The sequence below is a fragment of the Bacillus sp. FSL L8-0199 genome (genome assembly GCF_038005705.1).
GTDB classification, from domain to species: Bacteria; Bacillota; Bacilli; order Bacillales; family Bacillaceae_G; genus Bacillus_A; species Bacillus_A cereus.
Genome location: NZ_JBBOTS010000001.1, coordinates 3,718,711 through 3,738,994, shown reverse-complemented (window position 1 = coordinate 3,738,994; position 20,284 = coordinate 3,718,711). Strand labels below are relative to the sequence as shown.

The window sequence follows — 20,284 nt, the reverse complement described above, 5'->3', positions numbered from 1 at the left end:
GATGAAAGTATATTCGAAAGATGACATTGTTGAACAAGCGAAAGAATTAGCAAAAATGATTTCTGAAACAGAAGAAGTTGATTTTTTTAAGAAAGCAGAGGCGCAAATTCATAAAAATGAAAATGTAAAGCGCGCAATCGATGAAATTAAAGCACTGCAAAAACAAGCAGTAAACTTGCAACATTACGGGAAATGGGAAGCTTTAAAAAAGGTAGAAGCTGAAATTGATGCATTGCAAGATAAGTTAGACAGTATTCCAGTCGTACAACAATTTAAATCTTCACAAACATACGTAAATGACTTATTACAGTTAGTTGCTAGTACAATTTCTAACAACGTAACAGATGAAATATTAATTTCAACTGGTGGCGATGTACTAAAGGGTGAAACTGGCGCAGCGGTAGAAAGTAAAAAAGGAAATTGTGGTTGTTAAAGAGATGTCATATTGACATCTCTTTTTTTTTGTGGATTAAACGTAAGTTCTTCTCAAAAAAAGAATGACACATTCCGCTATTGTCACGCATATGATTAAGTGAATAGTGATTGAGGAGGGTTACGAATGTCCGAATTTAGAGAGATTATTACAAAAGCAGTGGTTGGAAAAGGACGTAAGTATACAAAGTCAACGCATACATGTGAATCGAATAATGAGCCAACAAGTATTTTAGGGTGCTGGGTAATTAACCACTCGTACGAAGCAAGAAAGAATGGAAAACATGTGGAAATTGAAGGTTTCTATGATGTGAACACTTGGTATTCATTTGATGGAAATACAAAGACTGAAGTTGTAACAGAACGTGTGAACTATACGGACGAAGTAAGTATTGGTTATCGTGATAAAAACTTTTCTGGTGACGATTTAGAAATTATTGCTCGTGTTATTCAGCCGCCAAATTGTTTAGAAGCACTTGTATCACCAAATGGTAATAAAATTGTTGTAACTGTAGAACGTGAATTTGTAACAGAAGTAGTTGGAGAAACGAAAATTTGTGTAAGTGTAAATCCTGAAGGCTGCGTAGAATCAGATGATGATTTCCAAATTGCTGATGATGAATTTGAAGAATTAGATCCGAACTTTATCGTTGATGCAGAAGAAGAGTAATAGAAAGCTAGGGAGAAGTTCTTCCTAGCTTTTTACTTTACATAAGTGGCGCTGAATGAACATGATTCTTTATGAAATATGTTATAATGAAGAAAGACTCCTGAAATAGGAGATAAGAGTGTCCGTGAAATGCGACATATATGAAAATAGATTATCATGTAAGAATTATGGAGGAAAAGTATGACTCAATATACGCCTATGATACAGCAATATTTAAAGGTTAAGGCAGATTATCAAGATGCCTTTTTATTTTTTCGCTTAGGCGATTTTTATGAAATGTTCTTTGAGGATGCTGTAAAAGCAGCTCATGAACTTGAAATTACATTAACGAGCCGAGATGGCGGTAGTAGTGAACGTATACCAATGTGCGGTGTACCGTATCATGCGGCTAAAAACTATATTGAACAACTTGTTGAAAAAGGATATAAAGTAGCTGTTTGTGAGCAAGTAGAAGATCCGAAAACAGCTAAAGGTGTAGTACGTCGTGAAGTAGTACAATTAATTACGCCAGGAACGATGATGGAAGGGCGTACAATTGATGAGAAAGAAAATAACTTCTTAGCCGCATTAACACATTTTGAAGATGGATCGTATGCATTAGCTTGTAACGACTTAACGACTGGACAAAATACAGTAACGTTATTGACTGGTTCAGTAGAAGATATTTTATTAGAAGTGTATGCAACTGGTTCGAAAGAAATTGTTGTTGATTCTTCATTTTCTAAAGATGAACTAAACAAGTTAACTGAAACATTGAAAATGACGATTTCGTATGAAGATGCAACGGCAATTCCGGAAGGATTAGAACATCTTGTGAAAAATGTTTCACAAGCAAAATTAATTAAAGCAGTTGGACGCTTATTTAACTATGTAATAAGAACACAAAAACGTTCTTTAGATCATTTGCAACCAGTAGAAATTTATTATACGAATCAATTTATGAAAATTGATGTACATTCAAAGCGGAATTTAGAACTGACAGAAACACTTCGAACGAAAGAGAAAACAGGATCACTATTATGGTTATTGGATAAGACGAAAACAGCTATGGGTGGTCGTATGTTAAAACAGTGGATGGAACGTCCACTTATACAGAAAGAAAGAATTGAAGAGCGTTTAGAAATGGTTGAAACGTTTGTAAATGATTACTTCTTACGTGAAGATTTAAAAGAAAAGTTAAAAGAAGTATATGATTTAGAACGCTTAGCAGGAAAAGTTGCATTTGGTAACGTAAATGCAAGAGACTTATTACAATTAAGACGTTCATTGCTGCAAGTACCAGCTATTTTAGAAGCAATTAGTTTGTTAGATAACGCTTATGCATCGAGATTAATTCAAGGTGCAGATCCATGTGAAAGCTTAACAGAATTACTAGGAAGAAGTATTCAAGAAAACCCACCGCTTTCGATTAAAGATGGAGATATTATTAAAGATGGTTATAATGACAAGCTTGATCAATATCGTTACGTTAGTAAAAACGGGAAAACGTGGATTGCTGAGCTTGAAAAAAGAGAACGTGATATTACCGGAATTAAATCATTAAAAATCGGATACAACCGTATTTTCGGTTACTACATTGAAGTAACGAAAGCGAATCTTGCAGCACTTCCAGAAGGTCGCTATGAGCGTAAACAGACGCTTGCTAATGCTGAACGTTTCATTACAGATGAACTGAAAGAAAAAGAAACGTTAATCTTAGAAGCTGAAGAAAAAATTGTACAGCTAGAATACGATTTATTTACAGCACTTCGTGAAGAAGTAAAAGTATTTATTCCGAAATTACAACATTTAGCGAAAGTAATTAGTGAATTAGACGTACTGCAAAGTTTTGCGACAGTTAGTGAAGAAGAACAGTTTGTAAAACCTGTACTGACAACGAAGCGCGAAATCTTTATTAAAGATGGTCGTCATCCTGTTGTTGAAAAAGTATTGAACGGGAAATTGTATGTACCGAATGATTGTATTATGCCAGAGAATATGGATGTCTTTTTAATTACAGGTCCGAACATGTCTGGTAAAAGTACGTATATGAGACAATTAGCACTTGTAACGGTTATGTCGCAAATCGGTTGTTTCGTACCAGCAACAGAAGCAGTATTACCTGTATTTGACCAAATCTTTACGAGAATTGGTGCAGCGGATGATTTAATTTCAGGTCAAAGTACATTTATGGTCGAAATGTTAGAAGCGAAAAATGCAATTGCAAACGCATCAGAAAGAAGTTTAATTTTATTCGATGAAATTGGACGCGGTACATCTACGTATGATGGTATGGCACTTGCACAAGCGATTATTGAACATATTCATGACCAAATTGGTGCAAAAACGTTATTCTCTACGCATTATCACGAATTGACGGTGTTAGAAGAGAGTTTAGATCAACTGAAAAATGTACACGTTTCAGCAATTGAAGAGAATGGAAAAGTAGTATTCCTTCATAAAATTCAAGATGGAGCAGCTGATAAAAGTTACGGAATTCACGTTGCGCAACTTGCGGAGCTTCCAGATAGCCTAATCGCTCGTGCGAAAGAAGTGTTAGCACAGCTAGAAGGACAGGAAGAAATTATTATTCCAAAACGAGTAGAAGTAAAAGTACAAGAAGCTGCTCCAGAACCTGTAGTTGTAAAAGAGGAAATAGCAGAAATACAGGAAACGAAAGTAGAGACTGAAGAAGAATCGCAACTATCTTTCTTTGGAGGAGAACAGTCTTCGAAGAAACAAGAAAAGCCTCTGCTAGATCAAAAAGAAACAGCAGTACTGGCGCAAATTAAAAAAATCGATTTACTTGATATGACACCTTTAGAAGCGATGAACGAATTGTATCGCTTACAGAAAAAGTTAAAGAAAGGATGAGTAAGTAGATGGGGAAAATTCGCAAACTCGATGACCAACTCTCTAACTTAATTGCGGCAGGGGAAGTAGTAGAGCGCCCTGCTTCAGTCGTAAAAGAACTTGTGGAAAATTCTATCGATGCGAATAGTACATCTATTGAAATCCACTTAGAAGAAGCTGGGTTATCGAAAATTCGTATCATTGATAACGGTGATGGTATTGCAGAAGAAGACTGTATCGTCGCTTTTGAACGCCATGCAACGAGTAAAATTAAAGATGAAAACGATCTGTTCCGCATAAGAACACTCGGTTTCCGCGGTGAGGCATTGCCAAGTATTGCCTCAGTTAGTGAATTAGAATTAATTACTAGCACAGGTGATGCGCCTGGTACACACCTTATTATTAAAGGTGGAGACATTATAAAGCAAGAGAAGACTGCGAGCCGAAAAGGAACAGATATTACAGTACAAAACTTATTCTTTAATACACCAGCGCGTCTTAAATATATGAAAACCATTCATACAGAGCTCGGAAATATTACAGATATCGTGTATCGTATTGCAATGTCACATCCAGAGGTATCGTTAAAACTGTTTCATAATGAAAAGAAATTGCTTCATACGTCAGGTAACGGTGATGTAAGACAAGTACTTGCATCGATTTACAGTATTCAAGTTGCGAAGAAGCTTGTTCCAATTGAAGCCGAATCTTTAGACTTTACAATTAAAGGCTATGTAACATTACCAGAAGTAACGAGAGCATCTCGTAATTATATGTCAACGATTGTAAATGGTCGTTACGTTCGAAACTTTGTATTAATGAAAGCAATTCAGCAAGGATACCATACATTACTGCCAGTTGGCCGGTATCCAATTGGTTTCTTATCGATTGAAATGGATCCAATGCTAGTTGACGTTAACGTACATCCAGCGAAGTTAGAAGTTCGTTTTAGTAAAGAACAAGAATTGCTAAAGCTGATCGAAGAAACATTGCAAGCTGCATTTAAAAAAATACAGCTTATTCCAGATGCAGGTGTAACAACGAAGAAAAAAGAAAAAGACGAAAGTGTGCAAGAACAGTTCCAGTTTGAGCATGCGAAGCCGAAAGAACCATCTATGCCGGACATCATTTTACCGACTGGCATGGATGCAAAACAAGAAGAACCGCAGACTGTGAAACAGCCAGCGCAGCTTTGGCAACCACCGAAGCAAGAATGGCAACCACCACAGTCGCTCGTGAGAGAAGAACAAAGTTGGCAACCATCCACTAAACCGATAATCGAAGAACCAATTCAAGAAGAGAAATCGTGGGACAGTAATGAAGAGGACTTTGAACTAGAGGAATTAGAAGAAGAAGTTCGGGAAATAAAAGAGATTGAAATGAACGGGAATGACTTACCACCGCTTTATCCAATTGGACAAATGCATGGAACATATATTTTCGCTCAAAATGATAAAGGCTTATATATGATTGACCAGCATGCTGCGCAGGAACGTATTAATTATGAATACTTCCGTGATAAAGTAGGAAGGGTAGCGCAAGAAGTACAAGAGTTACTTGTACCGTACCGTATTGATCTATCTCTTACTGAATTTTTACGTGTCGAAGAACAGTTAGAAGAACTAAAAAAAGTCGGGCTATTTTTAGAACAATTCGGCCATCAATCCTTTATCGTCCGCTCGCATCCAACGTGGTTCCCGAAAGGACAAGAAACAGAAATTATCGATGAAATGATGGAGCAAGTTGTTAAACTAAAAAAAGTTGATATTAAGAAGTTACGTGAAGAAGCAGCTATCATGATGAGCTGTAAAGCATCCATTAAAGCAAATCAATATTTAACGAACGATCAAATATTTGCTTTACTGGAAGAACTTCGTACAACAACAAACCCATACACATGCCCACACGGAAGACCGATTCTTGTGCATCATTCTACTTATGAGTTGGAGAAGATGTTTAAGAGGGTTATGTAGAGTGAATAGATTACATTTCAAAAGGGAGCAACATTTACTGTTGCTCCCTTTTAATATGTAGATTTAATAGTTAAACGAGAATATGCTGAAGTAATTTTACAGTTTATTTCTTGGTTGCATTAGCTTAAATTTATCTATGTATAAAAAAGCGCTGTATACAGCACTTTTTAAAAGGTGCATGAATTGTATAATAAAGATTTCTACATTACTAACCAAATAATTATGGATGGTTAAATGTTGCTTCTTATTTGGCTAATTGTTATAAGGATCTATACAATTACTTATTTTTATTATTATTAATTTTTTCAGTGTATAGAACTTGCTCTTTATAGTGCTTCTTAATTGGGAAGTTATGTGTATCTGTACCGTTCTTGAATTTTTTGTCAATGGGGTTCTTTAGAGGAACTGTTGTAGTTTCAGTAAATTCATATGGGTAATTTATTTTAGATTTATCTTCAAACATGAAAATGCCTCCTTTTAGGATCTCCTAAATTCTTTACTATAACATGATATGCATATAGATATTTTTTGGACTAGTTATTTATATAGGTTAATGGAATTTAATTACATAACTACTGAAATATTTTAAAGGAAAACAATTTGAGAAAGAAATGGTATGAATAGATGTTGGCTCCTATTGTTATTTTTTTGTTTAACAGCACAGTGAATTGTGCATATAAATTCATTATAGATTGTTTTTATAATATGGTTTATATGGGGTTTTCTTGATAATATAATGTGGAATATTATAGTGTTATTAGGTTATTAGGAACATTTAATGCTGTTTCATAACTGAAAGGGAATTGAAAAAAAACTGAAACTTTTCTCATAAAAATTCAATCTAACTTGAAAAATGAAAGGAAAATGAAATTTTCCAAAAGATATTCTTTGTTAAGATAAAAAGCATACATACAAAAAGCATTGACATATCTTAAAAATTTATTTTCAAGATATAGTGGGGGAAAAGATGAGATTAGAAAAACAATTAATAAAAAAGATGTATTATGAAACGTTCCTAATGGAGAATGAAACAAAACCAACTCTTGACGTACTTGGACAAGCTTATGTAAACGAAGAAAAAAATGAGATTTCTGATGGGTCTTATATTCGTTTTGCGCAAGGTGAATTTTATTATCGTCATCAAGATTTTGAAGCAGCTATTTTTAAATGGGAGAAGGTTAGTAATGAATTAGCACCATGGGCACAAAAAAATATTGCGGATGCTTATTTCGAACTTAATCAATTACCAGATGCTGAAAATATTTATACTTCCATTACTACTGATAATAAAATATTGATGACCGAAATTAGACTACAATTACTTTCTCTTTACATTGAGCAAAATAATTTTGACTCAGCTTTCGGTGTTATTAAAGAAGCAGTTTCTTTAAATCCTGATTATCCGAATGTCACAAAAATTGCCCGTTCCTTTTATGAGGAACAGCAAGATTTTGATAGTGCAGTAGAGCTTGCTGTGAATGAGTTAATTCGAATAGAATCGTATCCTTGGTTTGAGGTGTTAAAAGGATATATCGATAAAGGGTTTACTAAACATATTTCACCAGACTATTTTTATGATGCATTAGCTACATTAAATAATGTAGATCAAGTACAATTTACACAAATGGTTTCATCACTTTGGAACAGTTATAAAGATGAACCAAATTATTTATTATGGCTTAATACAATAAATGAATTTTTCTTACATATTGAAATACATTCGTCCGATATATGGAACAAAGTTTCTGCTCTTTACGAAGAAACGTACTTTGCATTAATTCAAGGTCAATATACGCTTAGACAATTAGACGATATCATACCAAATCTGTTAGCAAACTGGTTAAAGGTAGTCAATCCATCTTATGCTGTATTTCCATCTGCAGCTGTATTGGCATGGGATGAGATTTTCCCTTCCAAAATAGATTCAGCAAATATAGAACATGCGGAAAACTTACTTTCACATTCTATTAATCATGTAAATGGCTTAGAGTACAGCTTACACCTTTTTGAATCTATTACACAGTGGGCACAAAAGCAGAATATAGAAATAGGTCACCGATTTAAGTGGTTAGTTGACGAGCTCGCAGATTTAAGAACAAATCGTATTTTAGTAACGGGAACTTCAGGAAACGGAAAAACTACATTTATTAACTCTATATTAGGAGAAAATATATTAGAAAAATCAATTTCAAATGTAGTAGTTTTAAAAAATGATGCTCATATAGAAATAAACGCTATAACAGACTCAGCAATTACAACAACGGAAGATATCACTGATTACCATAATATGATGTCTCAGCACCATCAAACATATAGAGATAGAGCGTGTGTTGAATTTAAATTACCATGCAGATTTTTAAATGAAAATAAACTTACATTTGTAGTGACACCTGGCTTTAATAGAAATAACGACACTAGAGATGAGATATTCGAATATTTAAATTCTGTAGACGAATTACTATTCGTATTGAATGCGGATTCACCTTTTACTGATAAAGAACGTGATATTCTATTAAGTATTCAAGAACATACGCCAAATTTACAAATTCATTTCTTATTAAATAAAATCGATAACATTTACAGTGAAGCAGAAGTGAAAAGGGTATTACATGATACGGCAACGAGAATAAATACATATTTCCCGTATGCGAGAATTTTCCCTTATTCCTCGTTATATACAAGTAGTCAACAATTAAATGGTCTAATCGAGTTTATTCATTTTAACTTTAATCATAAAAATATCGATGCAGAACGTACTGAAAAGTTATTATTTTTCATTCGAAAAACAATTACATATCTTTTGGATAAACGTGTTGAGAAAGAAAATAATCTGGTGGATGCTATTAATTGGAATGAAGATATGCTAGTGAAACTAAACGGTAGCATTAATAACCTTACTGCATTTGAGAGGGAAAAAATTCATTTCATTACACAATCATATCGTTCAATGAAGACTGAAATTACAAATGATCTTACCGAAAATATTCCGAAGATATTAAAGAGCTGTTCTAATTTAATTAGTGAAGAAAGTGATTTCGGGCACATGGATACGGAACTAAATAAAGCAATGAATGAAAGAGTACATAAATATTTAGAACAAACTGTATTACCTAATTTTGCTCTTTCTATGCAAAATTGGATTGCAACTTCTAATAATGAGCTTCTTCAAAGTCAAACGTATTTAGAAGAACTTAGTGAAGGGCTTAATTCACTATTTGGAGAAAATAGAATACAGTTAGAATGTGACTTTAAAGTGCTTGATGACTGGCGCAGAGATACTGACAGGATGACGACTAGAATACAAATGGATGAAGTAAATATTTTACGTCGATTTACGCCAGCACAATTTTTACTGAAAAGTGCCGGTAAATTATTTGGAGTTCTTCCTAAAAATAAATCTATGCTATATAACAAATATAAACAGTATGTAGAAAATGAAGATTATACTGAAGTAACGGCTTCTATTATGAAGAAATTTTTCTTGCAATTTGAGCTGTTTGAAAACACACAAGAGCGAGATATTAATATATTCTTTAGGAATCCCTTTAACTCCTTAAAGCAGGCTGTAGAAAACACGCATTTAGAAATACAAGAAAAACAAGAGATGTTACATAAGATGAAATCAAATCCTGAAATCTATCATGATTCTATCATGCTCTTTGAATTGAGATTGCGTCAATGTGAAGTAATTTTAAATATAGGTGATGATAATACCTATACGGATGTAGCTTTAGAAACAAGCGTAGAATAAAAGTAAACACATCAGATTTTGTATATACACGATCTGATGTGTTATAAGAAAGTAAAAGGAGCAACTGTAATAAGTTGCTCCTTTTTCATATATAGATTATTTTTCTGTTTCTTTAATTTTAGTTTGTACTTCGCCAGTTTTAATTTTATTGCTTTCTGAGAAACGTAATAAATCGCCTTCAATAATTTTGTCAGACATTCGTAATTCATTTTGTGCACGTTTAATGAGGGCTTGAGCTTCTTTTTTTGGTAAATCTACAATTTCACCTGTTATACGGTCGTAGAAAGTGTTGTTTTTGTATGCATACTTATCTGTAACGAAGCTACCATCACGTAAAACAACAAAGCCAGTATATTCATCTGAAAACATATCATGGCCAAAACGGATATCATTCGTAGAATCAACACCTAATAAATTTAGAATAGTAGGTTTCATATCGATTTGTCCCGTAGGCTTTGAAATAGTTTGACCTTCTGTTTGTCCTGGAATATGAATATATAAAGGTGTACGTTGTAAATTTAAAGTATCAAATTCTGTTATTTGATCTTTTTCTAAAAACTGTGCCATTGCACGATTATGTTTTTCGGAAATGCCATAATGATCACCGTATAACACAATAATAGAATTATCGTAAAGCCCCTCGGCCTTTAGACGTTCAATAAATTTTTTAATGGATTCGTCTAAGTAACGTGCTGTTACGATGTAACGATCAAATACGCCATTACCAGAGGTGTATGGTTCAATGAATTTTGTATCTTCATCATACGTAAATGGATAATGGTTTGTTAAAGTAAGGAAACGAGCATAGAATGGTTGATTAACAGTTTTTAATATATCTACTGATTGATCAAAGTATTCGATATCTTTTAATCCCCAATTTAAATTTGTTTCTGGTGTGATTTTGTAATCAAGTTCATTATAGTAACGGTCATAACCAAGAGCGGAGTACATAATATTACGATTCCAAAATGTTGCGTTATTTGCATGAAATACAGAAGTGAAATAACCTTGTTGACGTAAAATTTCTGGAGTTGCAGTATAATCATTGTTACCGTGTGTGAAGAATACAGCTCCTCGATTTAATGGATACAACGACGTATCGATTAGAAATTCTGAATCGGATGTTTTCCCTTGACCAGTTTGATGGAAAAAGTTATCAAAGTAATAACTTTCATTTATGAATTCATTTAGGAATGGTGTAACTTCTTGCCCGTTCACTGATGCGCCTATTAAGAAGGTTTGCAAGGATTCAAGAGTGACGACAATTACGTTTTTTCCTTTCGCTGCACCAAACATATTAGGGTTTGGCTCGCTTTGATTTGCTTTTACGTAGTTTTCAGTTTCTTGTAATTTACTACTATCAGCAAGTGCTTTTTGTGACCCAGCTTTTACTTGCAGTGTTAAGTCATATACTTGGTGAGTATATAAGCCTAAATTTTTGACAAGCATAACTCGGTCGAATGATCTTGTTAATAATTCAGGGCGCTCTTTTTCTGCAAGATGTAGATTCGCAAAGAATACACCAATCGTTAAAAGAAAGTATAACAAGCGCGTAGAATGAGTTACACGTTCTGTTTTAAAGACCAATGATTTCTTTTTTAATAAAATAAAGAAGAAAACAATGTCTACGAATGCGAGTATAATTTTGTAGTTTAATATTTCTATAATACTGCCGCCTAATTGGCCAAAGTTTGAGGTTTGTCCAAGTACTGGTAATGTAACGAAATCACTATAAAAATCATAGAACATTACATTTCCAACAAGTACGATTGTTAATAAGAAATTAATACAGAGCGCTATATAATTTCGCTTTTTACCAGTTGCAAATAATGCTAATCCAACAAACGCTAATGATGCGGCTAGAGGGCTAATAAATAAAATAAGCTCTTGCGTTGAAGACTCGATTTTTAAATCAAAACTGAATCGCGTAATAAGATATGTTTTTAACCATACTGCTAAAGCCATTATTATAACAAAACTTATATTTTGCATCTGTAAATTTATTTTGTTCTTCATTTTTACACCTTCTTTATATAATTTATTTAACTAAAGTTATATATTGTGTTTTTATAACTATTAGAATGGAATGAACCATGTAGACTTTGTTTTCTAAAGGGAATAATTTGAAGTATTCATATACATACAATGGGGATTTTTAAAGCGTAGTAGCATAAATATAACTCTTTTTGAGAAACGGGCAGAAAAAGTCATAGTTGTAGTGAAATTGACTTATAGACATCCTACCATATTAAACACTATGATGATGTTACAAAATATCGAACAAATAAAAGTGAAAATGGATAGAGACTTTTAAAACTGTTGACATTCAATTTATTAGAATTGAATGCCAATCGTTTTAAATATACAGTTATATTACATATGTATTTTGTAAAATCCTGATTTTTTGTCGGTTAATCATTAGCCGGGAAGGATAGGGGGCTTATTAATATACTTTTACTATATATGAGTAAAGTGTTTTGAAATTAAAAATATTTGACTGACATTTTAATGATAGAAATTAAATGTCAGATAAGTACTTTCCAACATACAGACCACTTGCAGCTGCTTGAGATAATGAATGCGTAACGCCTGAACAATCTCCAATTAAAAATAGCCCATGCACACTTGTTTCAAAATAGTTATTGAGTTTTATCGTAGGAGCATAGAACTTTCCGTCAATTCCATATAACAAAGTATCTTTATCAATCGGTTCTTGTATAAATTGTTCTAAGCGTAATAAAAACTCTTTGAGCCCTTCAATATATAATTGAGGGATTTCTTGATTCAAATCTCCATAATCCCCCTGTAGTGTAGGGTGTATACGATTATGCTCCATGCTGTTTTCCACCGTAGGTTGTTTCTTTAGTAAGTCCTCTAAGCGCTGTATAACAATCCGATCTCGCCCTTGGTTAATGCCTTCAATAATTGAACTTGCGTATACATTTGCTTCTTTGAGAGTAGGAAAATAGCGAGGAATAAATAAAGTGAAATTTAAGTTAGAAGTGCCAGTTCCTTGTTCTCGAAAATTTTGACCGTCAGGCATAACTAAACCTTCTTCGTACTTTCGAATGATGCGGCCTTGTGGATTCATACAGTAAGTAGTTGCTGTGAAATGCTCACCTTGATAAGAAAGTTTTGTTTCAAAAGTATCTTTTAATATAGAACGTAATTGATGTTCTTTCATTTCTACTCTAATTCCTAAATCTACACGTGTTTGCTCCTGAGAAATATTTAGGGAACTGCATATTTCTTTTAACCAATCGGCCCCAGAGCGCCCAGTTGCAAATACAAGTTGCTTAGTTTGAACTGTTCCTTGATTTGTCTCTATTGTAAAATGATCTTCCTGTTTCAGAATATGTTGTACATCTATATGAAATTGGATCTTTATTTTCGTCAGTAAAAATTCATAGAGCTGCTGAAAAATGTTACTGGAAAGTGTAGTACCAAGATGTCTTACTTCTGTTGTTAGCATTTGTAAACCACACGCTTCAGCTCTCTTAGTGAGACTTGAATTTTCAGTAGAATATTTTGAAACCGAACTTCCACCAAACTGACATAGAATTTCATCTACTTCAGCCATGAGTTGTATAAAACCCTCTTTACCGACTTTTTTCTCAAGTTCTCCGCCAAATCCGTTTGTATAATTAAATTTCCCTTCAGATTTTCCTAAACCACCAAACCCGAAATATTTATCACATGTAGTACAATTACACACTTTTCCTTCGTCTAAAGGACAATGGCGATCTTCTAGCGCTTTACCTTTATCAAGAATTAAAACTTTTTTGTTACTTTTAGCTAGTGAATAAGCCATAAAAATGCTACTTACTCCAGCGCCGATAATCGTAACATCATACATATTCTTCCACCTGCTAACGAATAGTTTATTTTTTATTTTTCTAGTGTATAACAATTTTATGAAGTTAAGAAATAGCTTTTATTAATAAAGTGGGAGTTTTTGAACTTGATGCTTTATTAATTTCTACGAGTGGTGGAGTAAATACAAAAATTTTTATTTGAAAGAAGAAACAGTTTAAAAAATAACTATGTCATATGATTAATAACATCTTACATAGAAAAAAACAGACCTTTTAAGTGAAGAGGTCTGTTAATGATTTTAAATCTTATTTAGCAAATACATGGTTACCAATTACTGCTACTGTTTGACGTGTCGTAATCCACTTGTCTGTTGATGTTTTTGGATTGTAGAAATAAAGCCAGTCAGAATGTACTCCATTTGTGGAGATAGCCTCTTCTACAGCCATTTTTGCTTCTGCGCTTGCAGGCTGATTAATTCTTCCATCTGTAACAGGAGTAAATGCATATCCGTATTTAATAGGTTCATAAATAACGCCTGTTATTGTATTTGGAAAACCTTTTGCATTTACACGATTTAGTATAACTTTCGCTACTGCTACTTTTCCTTTATAGGATTCGCCACCTGCTTCAGCGGTAACTAAGCGTGCCATTAAGTCTTTTTCTTTTTGTGAAATGCTTGAGTTGATTTTTAAATGTTGTCCTGTATAAAGCTTGTTTCCGACTGTATTGTTCATTTGTTTTATAGATTGGACAGTGACATTGTAACGCCTTGCTATCGTTTCTAATGAATCTCCCGGTTGTACTTGATAAATAATTTGTCCAGAAATGTTGGCTGGCTTGGCGTTTTGAGGAACAGTGATTTCATTTGATTTCACGGACCCTGGAATATGTAACTGTTCGCCAATAAAGGTTTGATCGTTTCCTTTATTATTAGCCTGTTTAATGGATTGTATTGAAACTCCGTATTGTTTACTAATGCCCCAAAGTGTATCGTTCTTTTTTACTGTATGAATGGTAGAAGCTTCAGCTGTGCTTTGACTACATACGAATGTAATTGCAGCTGCAGATAAAGGGATTATATGTTTTAGTTTTAGTAATTTCATTGTAAATCCTCCTAAGAAAAAATTAAGGTGAAACTATTAAGTAATGTAGTTTGAAATGTATATATGCGTAATATATTAATGTAAGTATATTAGCACATATAAAATAAATAATCACTATAAGTTTCATCTTCGTGTAGTGTAGAGTCTGAATATGAAATATTGCATATGAAAATACATTGAAGTTCATATTTCTGATTACTATAATCTATTTAGTAGAAAGGGAATACGTTATAGAAATAAAATCATTATAGATTAATATAATGATTAATTATTAATAGGAGGATTAATGCAATGAAAATATTTCAAAAAATGTGTGCGTCAACTGTAATCATTACAACACTTTTAGGAACAGGGGGTACTATCAATAGTGTACATGCTGATTCTATAGAACAGCAGATTAAATCAGGGATAGAACAAGAAACAGATAAGCAAATCATTGTAAAATTTAAAGCGGATTTGGATTTGCCATATGAAGATGGTATTGAAAAACAAATACAATCTCAAACGAATGATAAAGTAATAAAAGATCTTTTGACAGAATATCCAGATGTAACATTTACTCGTTTATTCACATCTGTAAGCCCGGAACAAATACAAAACCTTGAAGTGAAAGCACCTAATCATGTATCTACAAGTTTATTAAACTACTATATTCTTCAAAATCAAAATAGTGGGTATGAAGAAGAAATAGTAGATAAGTTAAAGGCATCTTCTTTAATAGAAGATGCGTATATGAAGAAACAAGAGAAAATAATGCCACCTGAAGTGCAATCATCAAGTGTAGCTCTTAATCCTAGTAACAATCCTAGATTTAAAAAACAAGGTTATCTTGAAGCGGCCCCATACGGTATTAATGCGCCTTTCGCCTGGGGAATTCAAGGCGGTAATGGAAATGGTATCACTTTTGTTGATATGGAATACGGATGGTTATTAAATCATGAGGATTTATTACATCAAAAAATTGAGTTAATGTCTGGAAGAAATATAGATCAGCATGTCGGTCATGGGACGTCTGTACTAGGAATTGTATCCTCTGAGGACAATGAAGTTGGGAATATTGGGATTGCGCCAAAAGCGAAAGCAAAGGTTATCTCTCAAATAAGAGATAATGGACAGTATAATACGGCTGATGCAATATTAAGCGCTGTAAATCAGTTAGAAGCTGGGGATGTTTTATTGTTAGAGGCGCAAGCATCTTTCGATGGATATGGTGATAAATATTTACCTGTTGAAGTACAACCAGATATCTTTGATGCAATTCGTGCTGGTACAGATAAAGGGATTGTAATTATAGAGGCCGGAGCAAATGGGTGGAATGATTTAGATGAGTTCAAAGATAGAAAGGGTAAGCAAGTCTTAAATCGTAATAGTAAAGATTTTAAAGATTCGGGTGCAATTATGGTAGGAGCTGGCTCTTCATCTTTCCCTCATGAACGTATGTGGTTTTCGAATTATGGAAGCCGTATTGATGTGTACGGATGGGGAGAAAATGTAGATACAACTACAGCTGAACAAAGTAGAAGTGCTGTAAACCTTTATACTTCAAGCTTTAGCGGAACATCTAGTGCTTCGCCAATTATTGCTGGGGCAGCGACTTTAGTACAAAGCATTGCTAAAGAAAATTTAGGACAACCATATAGACCTAGTGAACTAAGAGCAATATTAAGCAACCAGAGTACAGGAACAAAATCTAAAGATCCATATGCAGATAAAATTGGTGTTTTACCAGATTTGAAGTCTATACTAGTAAACTTAGGCTATGAACAAAGAAAACCAAACGTTGGGAATGAATTACAAGTAACAGAAAATGAACCAAATAATGAGCCTAGACAGGCAAATAAAGTTAACTTTCATACACCGGTGAAAGGAACGCTACATAATAGTGATAGAGTAGATGTATTTACTTTCCAAATTGATTCGCCGGAAAATATTAATATTTCTTTACTAAATGAACAAAATATCGGAATGACATGGGTACTTCATCATGAATCAGATTTAAATAACTATGTAGCATATGGTGAAAATGAAGGCAATGTAGTTAAAGGAACTTATAATGCAAAGCCAGGTAAATATTATTTATACGTCTATAAATATGAGAATAAAGATGGTTCATACGTATTGAACATAAAATAAGTAAAAGGAACTTCAGATGAAGTTCCTTTAAATTTTTCTAATTTAGTATATGTGAATGATTTTTTAACTTTACTTCTATGCAATATTTCATATTGATGAAATGTTATTTATTTTTTCTGAACTAGCTTATATTATATTCAATAAGTTTGATGTAAAAACAGAAAAAGAGAGGGATAATAATGAGCAATAAGAAGTTAATTTTGAAATTATTCATATGTAGTACAATATTTATCACATTTGTATTTGCTTTACATGATAAGAGAGTAGTTGCAGCTAGCTCTGTTAATGAGCTTGAAAATTTATCAAAATGGATGCAACCTATACCTGATAGTATCCCGTTAGCACGAATTTCAATTCCAGGAACACACGATAGTGGGACGTTCAAGTTGCAAAATCCGATTAAGCAAGTATGGGGAATGACGCAAGAATATGATTTTCGCTATCAAATGGACCATGGAGCTCGCATTTTTGATATAAGAGGACGTTTAACAGATGATAATACGATAGTTCTTCATCATGGGCCATTATATCTTTATGTAACACTGCATGAATTCATAAACGAAGCGAAACAATTTTTAAGAGATAACCCGAGTGAAACGATTATTATGTCTTTAAAAAAAGAGTATGAGGATATGAAAGGGGCAGAAGGTCCATTTAGTAGTACGTTTGAAAAAAATTATTTTGTTGATCCTATCTTTTTAAAAACAGAAGGAAATATAAAACTTGGAGATGCTCGTGGGAAAATTGTACTACTAAAAAGATATAGTGGTAGTAATGAATCTGGAGGATATAATAATTTTTATTGGCCAGATAATGAGACGTTTACCACAACTGTAAATCAAAATGTAAATGTAACAGTACAAGATAAATATAAAGTGAGTTATGATGAGAAAGTAAAATCTATTAAAGATACGATGAATGAAACGATGAACAATAGTGAGGATTTAAATCATCTATATATAAATTTTACAAGCTTGTCTTCTGGTGGTACAGCATGGAATAGTCCATATTACTATGCCTCTTATATAAATCCTGAAATTGCAAACTATATAAAACAAAAGAATCCTTTGAGAGTGGGCTGGGTAATTCAAGACTATATAAATGAAAAGTGGTCACCATTATTGTATCAAGAAGTTATAAGAGCGAATAAGTCATTAATAAAAGAATAAAGATGATGAGAGTAAGAAGCGATAAAATATATCGCTTCTTTTTATTTTCCAATAACCAACAATATAAATTGTACTTTTATAATAGAAAAAAATAAAAACATAAGATATAATCATACATATAAAATTTGTACCAATAAATTATAAATGTATCATTAAATTTAATTTGTTGTAATGAAATGGAGGTATATACTATGAAGTTTCCACATGATTTTTTATTCGGAGCTGCTTCAGCTTCTTATCAAGTAGAAGGTGCATGGAATGAAGATGGAAAAGGTGTTACGAATTGGGACGAGTTTTCAAAAGTTCCTGGCAAAACATACAATGGAACAAATGGTGATGTAGCTGTTGATCATTATCATCGATATAAGGAAGATGTTCGCTTAATGGCTGAGATGGGATTAGAATCGTATCGTTTTTCTATTTCTTGGGCAAGAATATTGCCGACTGGAGATGGAGAGGTAAATGAAAAAGGGATTGAATTTTATAACAACTTAATTGATGAATGTTTAAAATACGGGATTGTACCGTTTGTCACTTTATATCATTGGGATTTACCATTACCGTTAGAAAAAGATGGTGGATGGACGAATAAAAGAACAGCAGAGGCTTTCGTAAAATATGCAGAAACTTGTTTTAAGGCATTTGGTGACAGAGTTAAGCATTGGATTACTTTTAATGAGACAGTAATGTTTTGTGGACTAGGTTATTTAAAAGGTGCACATCCACCAGGAATACAAAATGATGTTCCAAAGTATTTTCAAGCGACTCATTATGTATTTTATGCACATGCGAAAACAGTTGCGGTATATAAGCAGCTGAAACAATATGGTGAGATTGGGATTACACATGTTTTCTTACCTGCTTATAGTGTGGATAACCAAAAAGAAAATATACAAGCAGCAAATCATGCGAATGAATATGAAACGTATTGGTATTATGATCCAGTTTTAAAAGGTGAGTATCCGTCTTATGTTGTACAACAATTAAAGGAAAAAGGGTGGACTCCTAATTGGACGGTTGAAGAATTAGAAATTATTAAACAAAATGCAGAAGAAAATGATTTTATTGGTTTGAATTATTATCAACCAATACGAGTAGAAAGATACGATATGGATATAAAGAGTGAGGAACATTCTCGAGAAAACTCAACGCTTGCTCCAGGTAATCCTTCTTTTGATGGTTTTTATCGAACAGTTAAAATGGATGATAAAACATATACAAAATGGGGATGGGAAATATCTCCCGAAGGTTTCTTAGAGGGATTGCATATGTTGAAAGCGCGTTACGGTGACATAAAGATGTATGTAACGGAAAATGGACTTGGTGATGAAGATCCAATCATTGACGGAGAAATTGTAGATGTTCCGAGAATTAAATTTATTGAAGCGCATTTAAAAGTAATGAAGCGTGCAATTGAAGAGGGAATTAACTTAAAAGGTTATTATGCATGGTCAGTGATTGATCTTTTAAGTTGGTTAAATGGATATAAAAAGCAATATGGCTTTATTTTTGTCGATCATAATGATAACTTAAAACGTAAGAAGAAACTTTCGTTTCATTGGTATAAACATGTGATCGAAACGAGAGGGGAAGAGTTATAACAGATAAAAGAGTATTTTAGGAGAAAGTGTATGAGTGCAAAGTATAAACAAATTGCAGATATGTTAGAGCAAAACATTCGAGATGGGCTTTTTAATGAAACGAAAAAACTACCTACAGAAGAAGCGTTGATGAATCGATTTGAAGTAAGCCGTAATACGATACGTAAAGTAATTAGTCAGCTTGTGAATAGAGGTTATATTTTTCAAGTACAAGGTAGTGGTATGTTTTTACGCGAAACTTCTGTAACAGATTACATTAATTTAGGAAGTTTACGTGGATTAACGAAAAATCTTGTTTCACAAAATATTGAAACGAAAGTGTTAGAGCTTGAAGTAATAGATGCGGACGAAGAAATAGCAAAGCGAATGCAATGCGAAGCTGGAACTAGGTTGTATTTTTTGAAGCGCTTAAGAATTGTAGATGCTAAGCCGTTCTCTATTGAAGTAAGTTATTTCAAAAAGGATATTATTCCATATTTGAACGAAGAAATAGCATTAAGCTCTGTATACAGTTATTTCATTGAAGATTTACGATTAAATATTGGTTTTGCTGATAAAGTTATTAGTTGTGAAAAAGTAAATAAAGAAAATGCACAGCTTTTAGAATTAAATGAAGGTGATCCGGCGCTTCTTATTGAAAATACAGTGTATCTTGTAAATGGAACAATTTTCGAGTTATCTCAGTCGATGTTTCATTATGAAAAGACTAAACTTTTAAATCGAATTAATTTTAAATGAAAAATTATCGTGTGAAAAAAGCAACTGATCCTAAGTGATCAGTTGCTTTTTATTTTTAAAGTGGAT

The 20,284-nt window shown here is 33.1% G+C and carries 13 protein-coding genes; 9 read left to right on the top strand and 4 right to left on the bottom strand.

Annotated features, from left to right (window positions below):
- Position 1 precedes the first annotated feature (1 nt).
- The 4 genes from NST86_RS19065 (at position 2) to mutL (ending at position 5,907) form a co-directional block, all read left to right on the top strand.
- Complete coding sequence (locus NST86_RS19065) at positions 2-433, top strand: RicAFT regulatory complex protein RicA family protein (RefSeq protein WP_000870461.1); 432 nt, start codon at positions 2-4, stop codon at positions 431-433.
- A 126-nt stretch (positions 434-559) separates the two neighbouring features.
- Positions 560-1,102, top strand: a complete 543-nt coding sequence (cotE, locus tag NST86_RS19060) for an outer spore coat protein CotE (protein WP_001288799.1) — start codon at positions 560-562, stop codon at positions 1,100-1,102.
- 180 nt (positions 1,103-1,282) lie between these two features.
- Entirely contained in the window at positions 1,283-3,955 is a 2,673-nt protein-coding gene (gene mutS, locus NST86_RS19055) for a DNA mismatch repair protein MutS (protein ID WP_000196027.1), read from the top strand.
- 8 nt (positions 3,956-3,963) lie between these two features.
- Positions 3,964-5,907, top strand: a complete 1,944-nt coding sequence (mutL, locus tag NST86_RS19050) for a DNA mismatch repair endonuclease MutL (RefSeq protein ID WP_000516456.1) — start codon at positions 3,964-3,966, stop codon at positions 5,905-5,907.
- Positions 5,908-6,184: 277 nt separating this feature from the next.
- On the opposite strand, the gene NST86_RS19045 is transcribed toward mutL, so the two are convergent.
- Positions 6,185-6,370: a hypothetical protein gene (locus tag NST86_RS19045; RefSeq protein WP_002014615.1), complete on the bottom strand. Its 186-nt coding sequence runs from the start codon at positions 6,368-6,370 to the stop codon at positions 6,185-6,187.
- A gap of 504 nt (positions 6,371-6,874) precedes the next feature.
- Between NST86_RS19045 and NST86_RS19040 the strand changes: the two genes are divergently transcribed.
- The gene (locus NST86_RS19040; RefSeq protein ID WP_206905129.1) at positions 6,875-9,658 is read left to right on the top strand and encodes a dynamin family protein; all 2,784 of its coding nucleotides are present in this window, start codon (positions 6,875-6,877) and stop codon (positions 9,656-9,658) included.
- Between the two features lie 96 nt (positions 9,659-9,754).
- Here the strand turns inward: NST86_RS19040 and NST86_RS19035 are convergent, their stop codons facing one another.
- From NST86_RS19035 to NST86_RS19025, 3 genes are all read right to left on the bottom strand, one after another.
- A complete protein-coding gene (locus NST86_RS19035) occupies positions 9,755-11,674 on the bottom strand; it encodes an LTA synthase family protein (RefSeq protein WP_016118514.1) in 1,920 nt (639 codons plus the stop codon).
- A 502-nt stretch (positions 11,675-12,176) separates the two neighbouring features.
- The gene (locus tag NST86_RS19030; RefSeq protein WP_000272402.1) at positions 12,177-13,514 is read right to left on the bottom strand and encodes an NAD(P)/FAD-dependent oxidoreductase; all 1,338 of its coding nucleotides are present in this window, start codon (positions 13,512-13,514) and stop codon (positions 12,177-12,179) included.
- A gap of 265 nt (positions 13,515-13,779) precedes the next feature.
- Positions 13,780-14,577, bottom strand: a complete 798-nt coding sequence (locus NST86_RS19025; protein WP_000771175.1) for a cell wall hydrolase — start codon at positions 14,575-14,577, stop codon at positions 13,780-13,782.
- A 291-nt stretch (positions 14,578-14,868) separates the two neighbouring features.
- On the opposite strand from NST86_RS19025, the gene NST86_RS19020 reads away from it, so the two are divergent.
- The 4 genes from NST86_RS19020 (at position 14,869) to NST86_RS19005 (ending at position 20,218) form a co-directional block, all read left to right on the top strand.
- Positions 14,869-16,710: a S8 family peptidase gene (locus NST86_RS19020; RefSeq protein ID WP_206905124.1), complete on the top strand. Its 1,842-nt coding sequence runs from the start codon at positions 14,869-14,871 to the stop codon at positions 16,708-16,710.
- A gap of 179 nt (positions 16,711-16,889) precedes the next feature.
- Entirely contained in the window at positions 16,890-17,879 is a 990-nt protein-coding gene (plcA, locus tag NST86_RS19015) for a phosphatidylinositol diacylglycerol-lyase (RefSeq protein WP_000066294.1), read from the top strand.
- Positions 17,880-18,070: 191 nt separating this feature from the next.
- Positions 18,071-19,480, top strand: coding sequence for a glycoside hydrolase family 1 protein (locus NST86_RS19010; RefSeq protein ID WP_000671637.1), 1,410 nt, complete (start codon positions 18,071-18,073; stop codon positions 19,478-19,480).
- A 30-nt stretch (positions 19,481-19,510) separates the two neighbouring features.
- Positions 19,511-20,218: a GntR family transcriptional regulator gene (locus NST86_RS19005; RefSeq protein WP_001274901.1), complete on the top strand. Its 708-nt coding sequence runs from the start codon at positions 19,511-19,513 to the stop codon at positions 20,216-20,218.
- Positions 20,219-20,284: the final 66 nt, after the last annotated feature.

Coding starts and splice junctions, on each gene's coding strand:
- NST86_RS19025 (WP_000771175.1), bottom strand. CDS start 14,577: ATGAAATTACTAAAACTAAAACATATAATCCCTTTATCTGCAGCTGCA.
- NST86_RS19040 (WP_206905129.1), top strand. CDS start 6,875: ATGAGATTAGAAAAACAATTAATAAAAAAGATGTATTATGAAACGTTC.
- NST86_RS19010 (WP_000671637.1), top strand. CDS start 18,071: ATGAAGTTTCCACATGATTTTTTATTCGGAGCTGCTTCAGCTTCTTAT.
- NST86_RS19030 (WP_000272402.1), bottom strand. CDS start 13,514: ATGTATGATGTTACGATTATCGGCGCTGGAGTAAGTAGCATTTTTATG.
- cotE (WP_001288799.1), top strand. CDS start 560: ATGTCCGAATTTAGAGAGATTATTACAAAAGCAGTGGTTGGAAAAGGA.
- mutL (WP_000516456.1), top strand. CDS start 3,964: ATGGGGAAAATTCGCAAACTCGATGACCAACTCTCTAACTTAATTGCG.
- NST86_RS19065 (WP_000870461.1), top strand. CDS start 2: ATGAAAGTATATTCGAAAGATGACATTGTTGAACAAGCGAAAGAATTA.
- plcA (WP_000066294.1), top strand. CDS start 16,890: ATGAGCAATAAGAAGTTAATTTTGAAATTATTCATATGTAGTACAATA.
- NST86_RS19045 (WP_002014615.1), bottom strand. CDS start 6,370: ATGTTTGAAGATAAATCTAAAATAAATTACCCATATGAATTTACTGAA.
- mutS (WP_000196027.1), top strand. CDS start 1,283: ATGACTCAATATACGCCTATGATACAGCAATATTTAAAGGTTAAGGCA.
- NST86_RS19035 (WP_016118514.1), bottom strand. CDS start 11,674: ATGAAGAACAAAATAAATTTACAGATGCAAAATATAAGTTTTGTTATA.
- NST86_RS19005 (WP_001274901.1), top strand. CDS start 19,511: ATGAGTGCAAAGTATAAACAAATTGCAGATATGTTAGAGCAAAACATT.
- NST86_RS19020 (WP_206905124.1), top strand. CDS start 14,869: ATGAAAATATTTCAAAAAATGTGTGCGTCAACTGTAATCATTACAACA.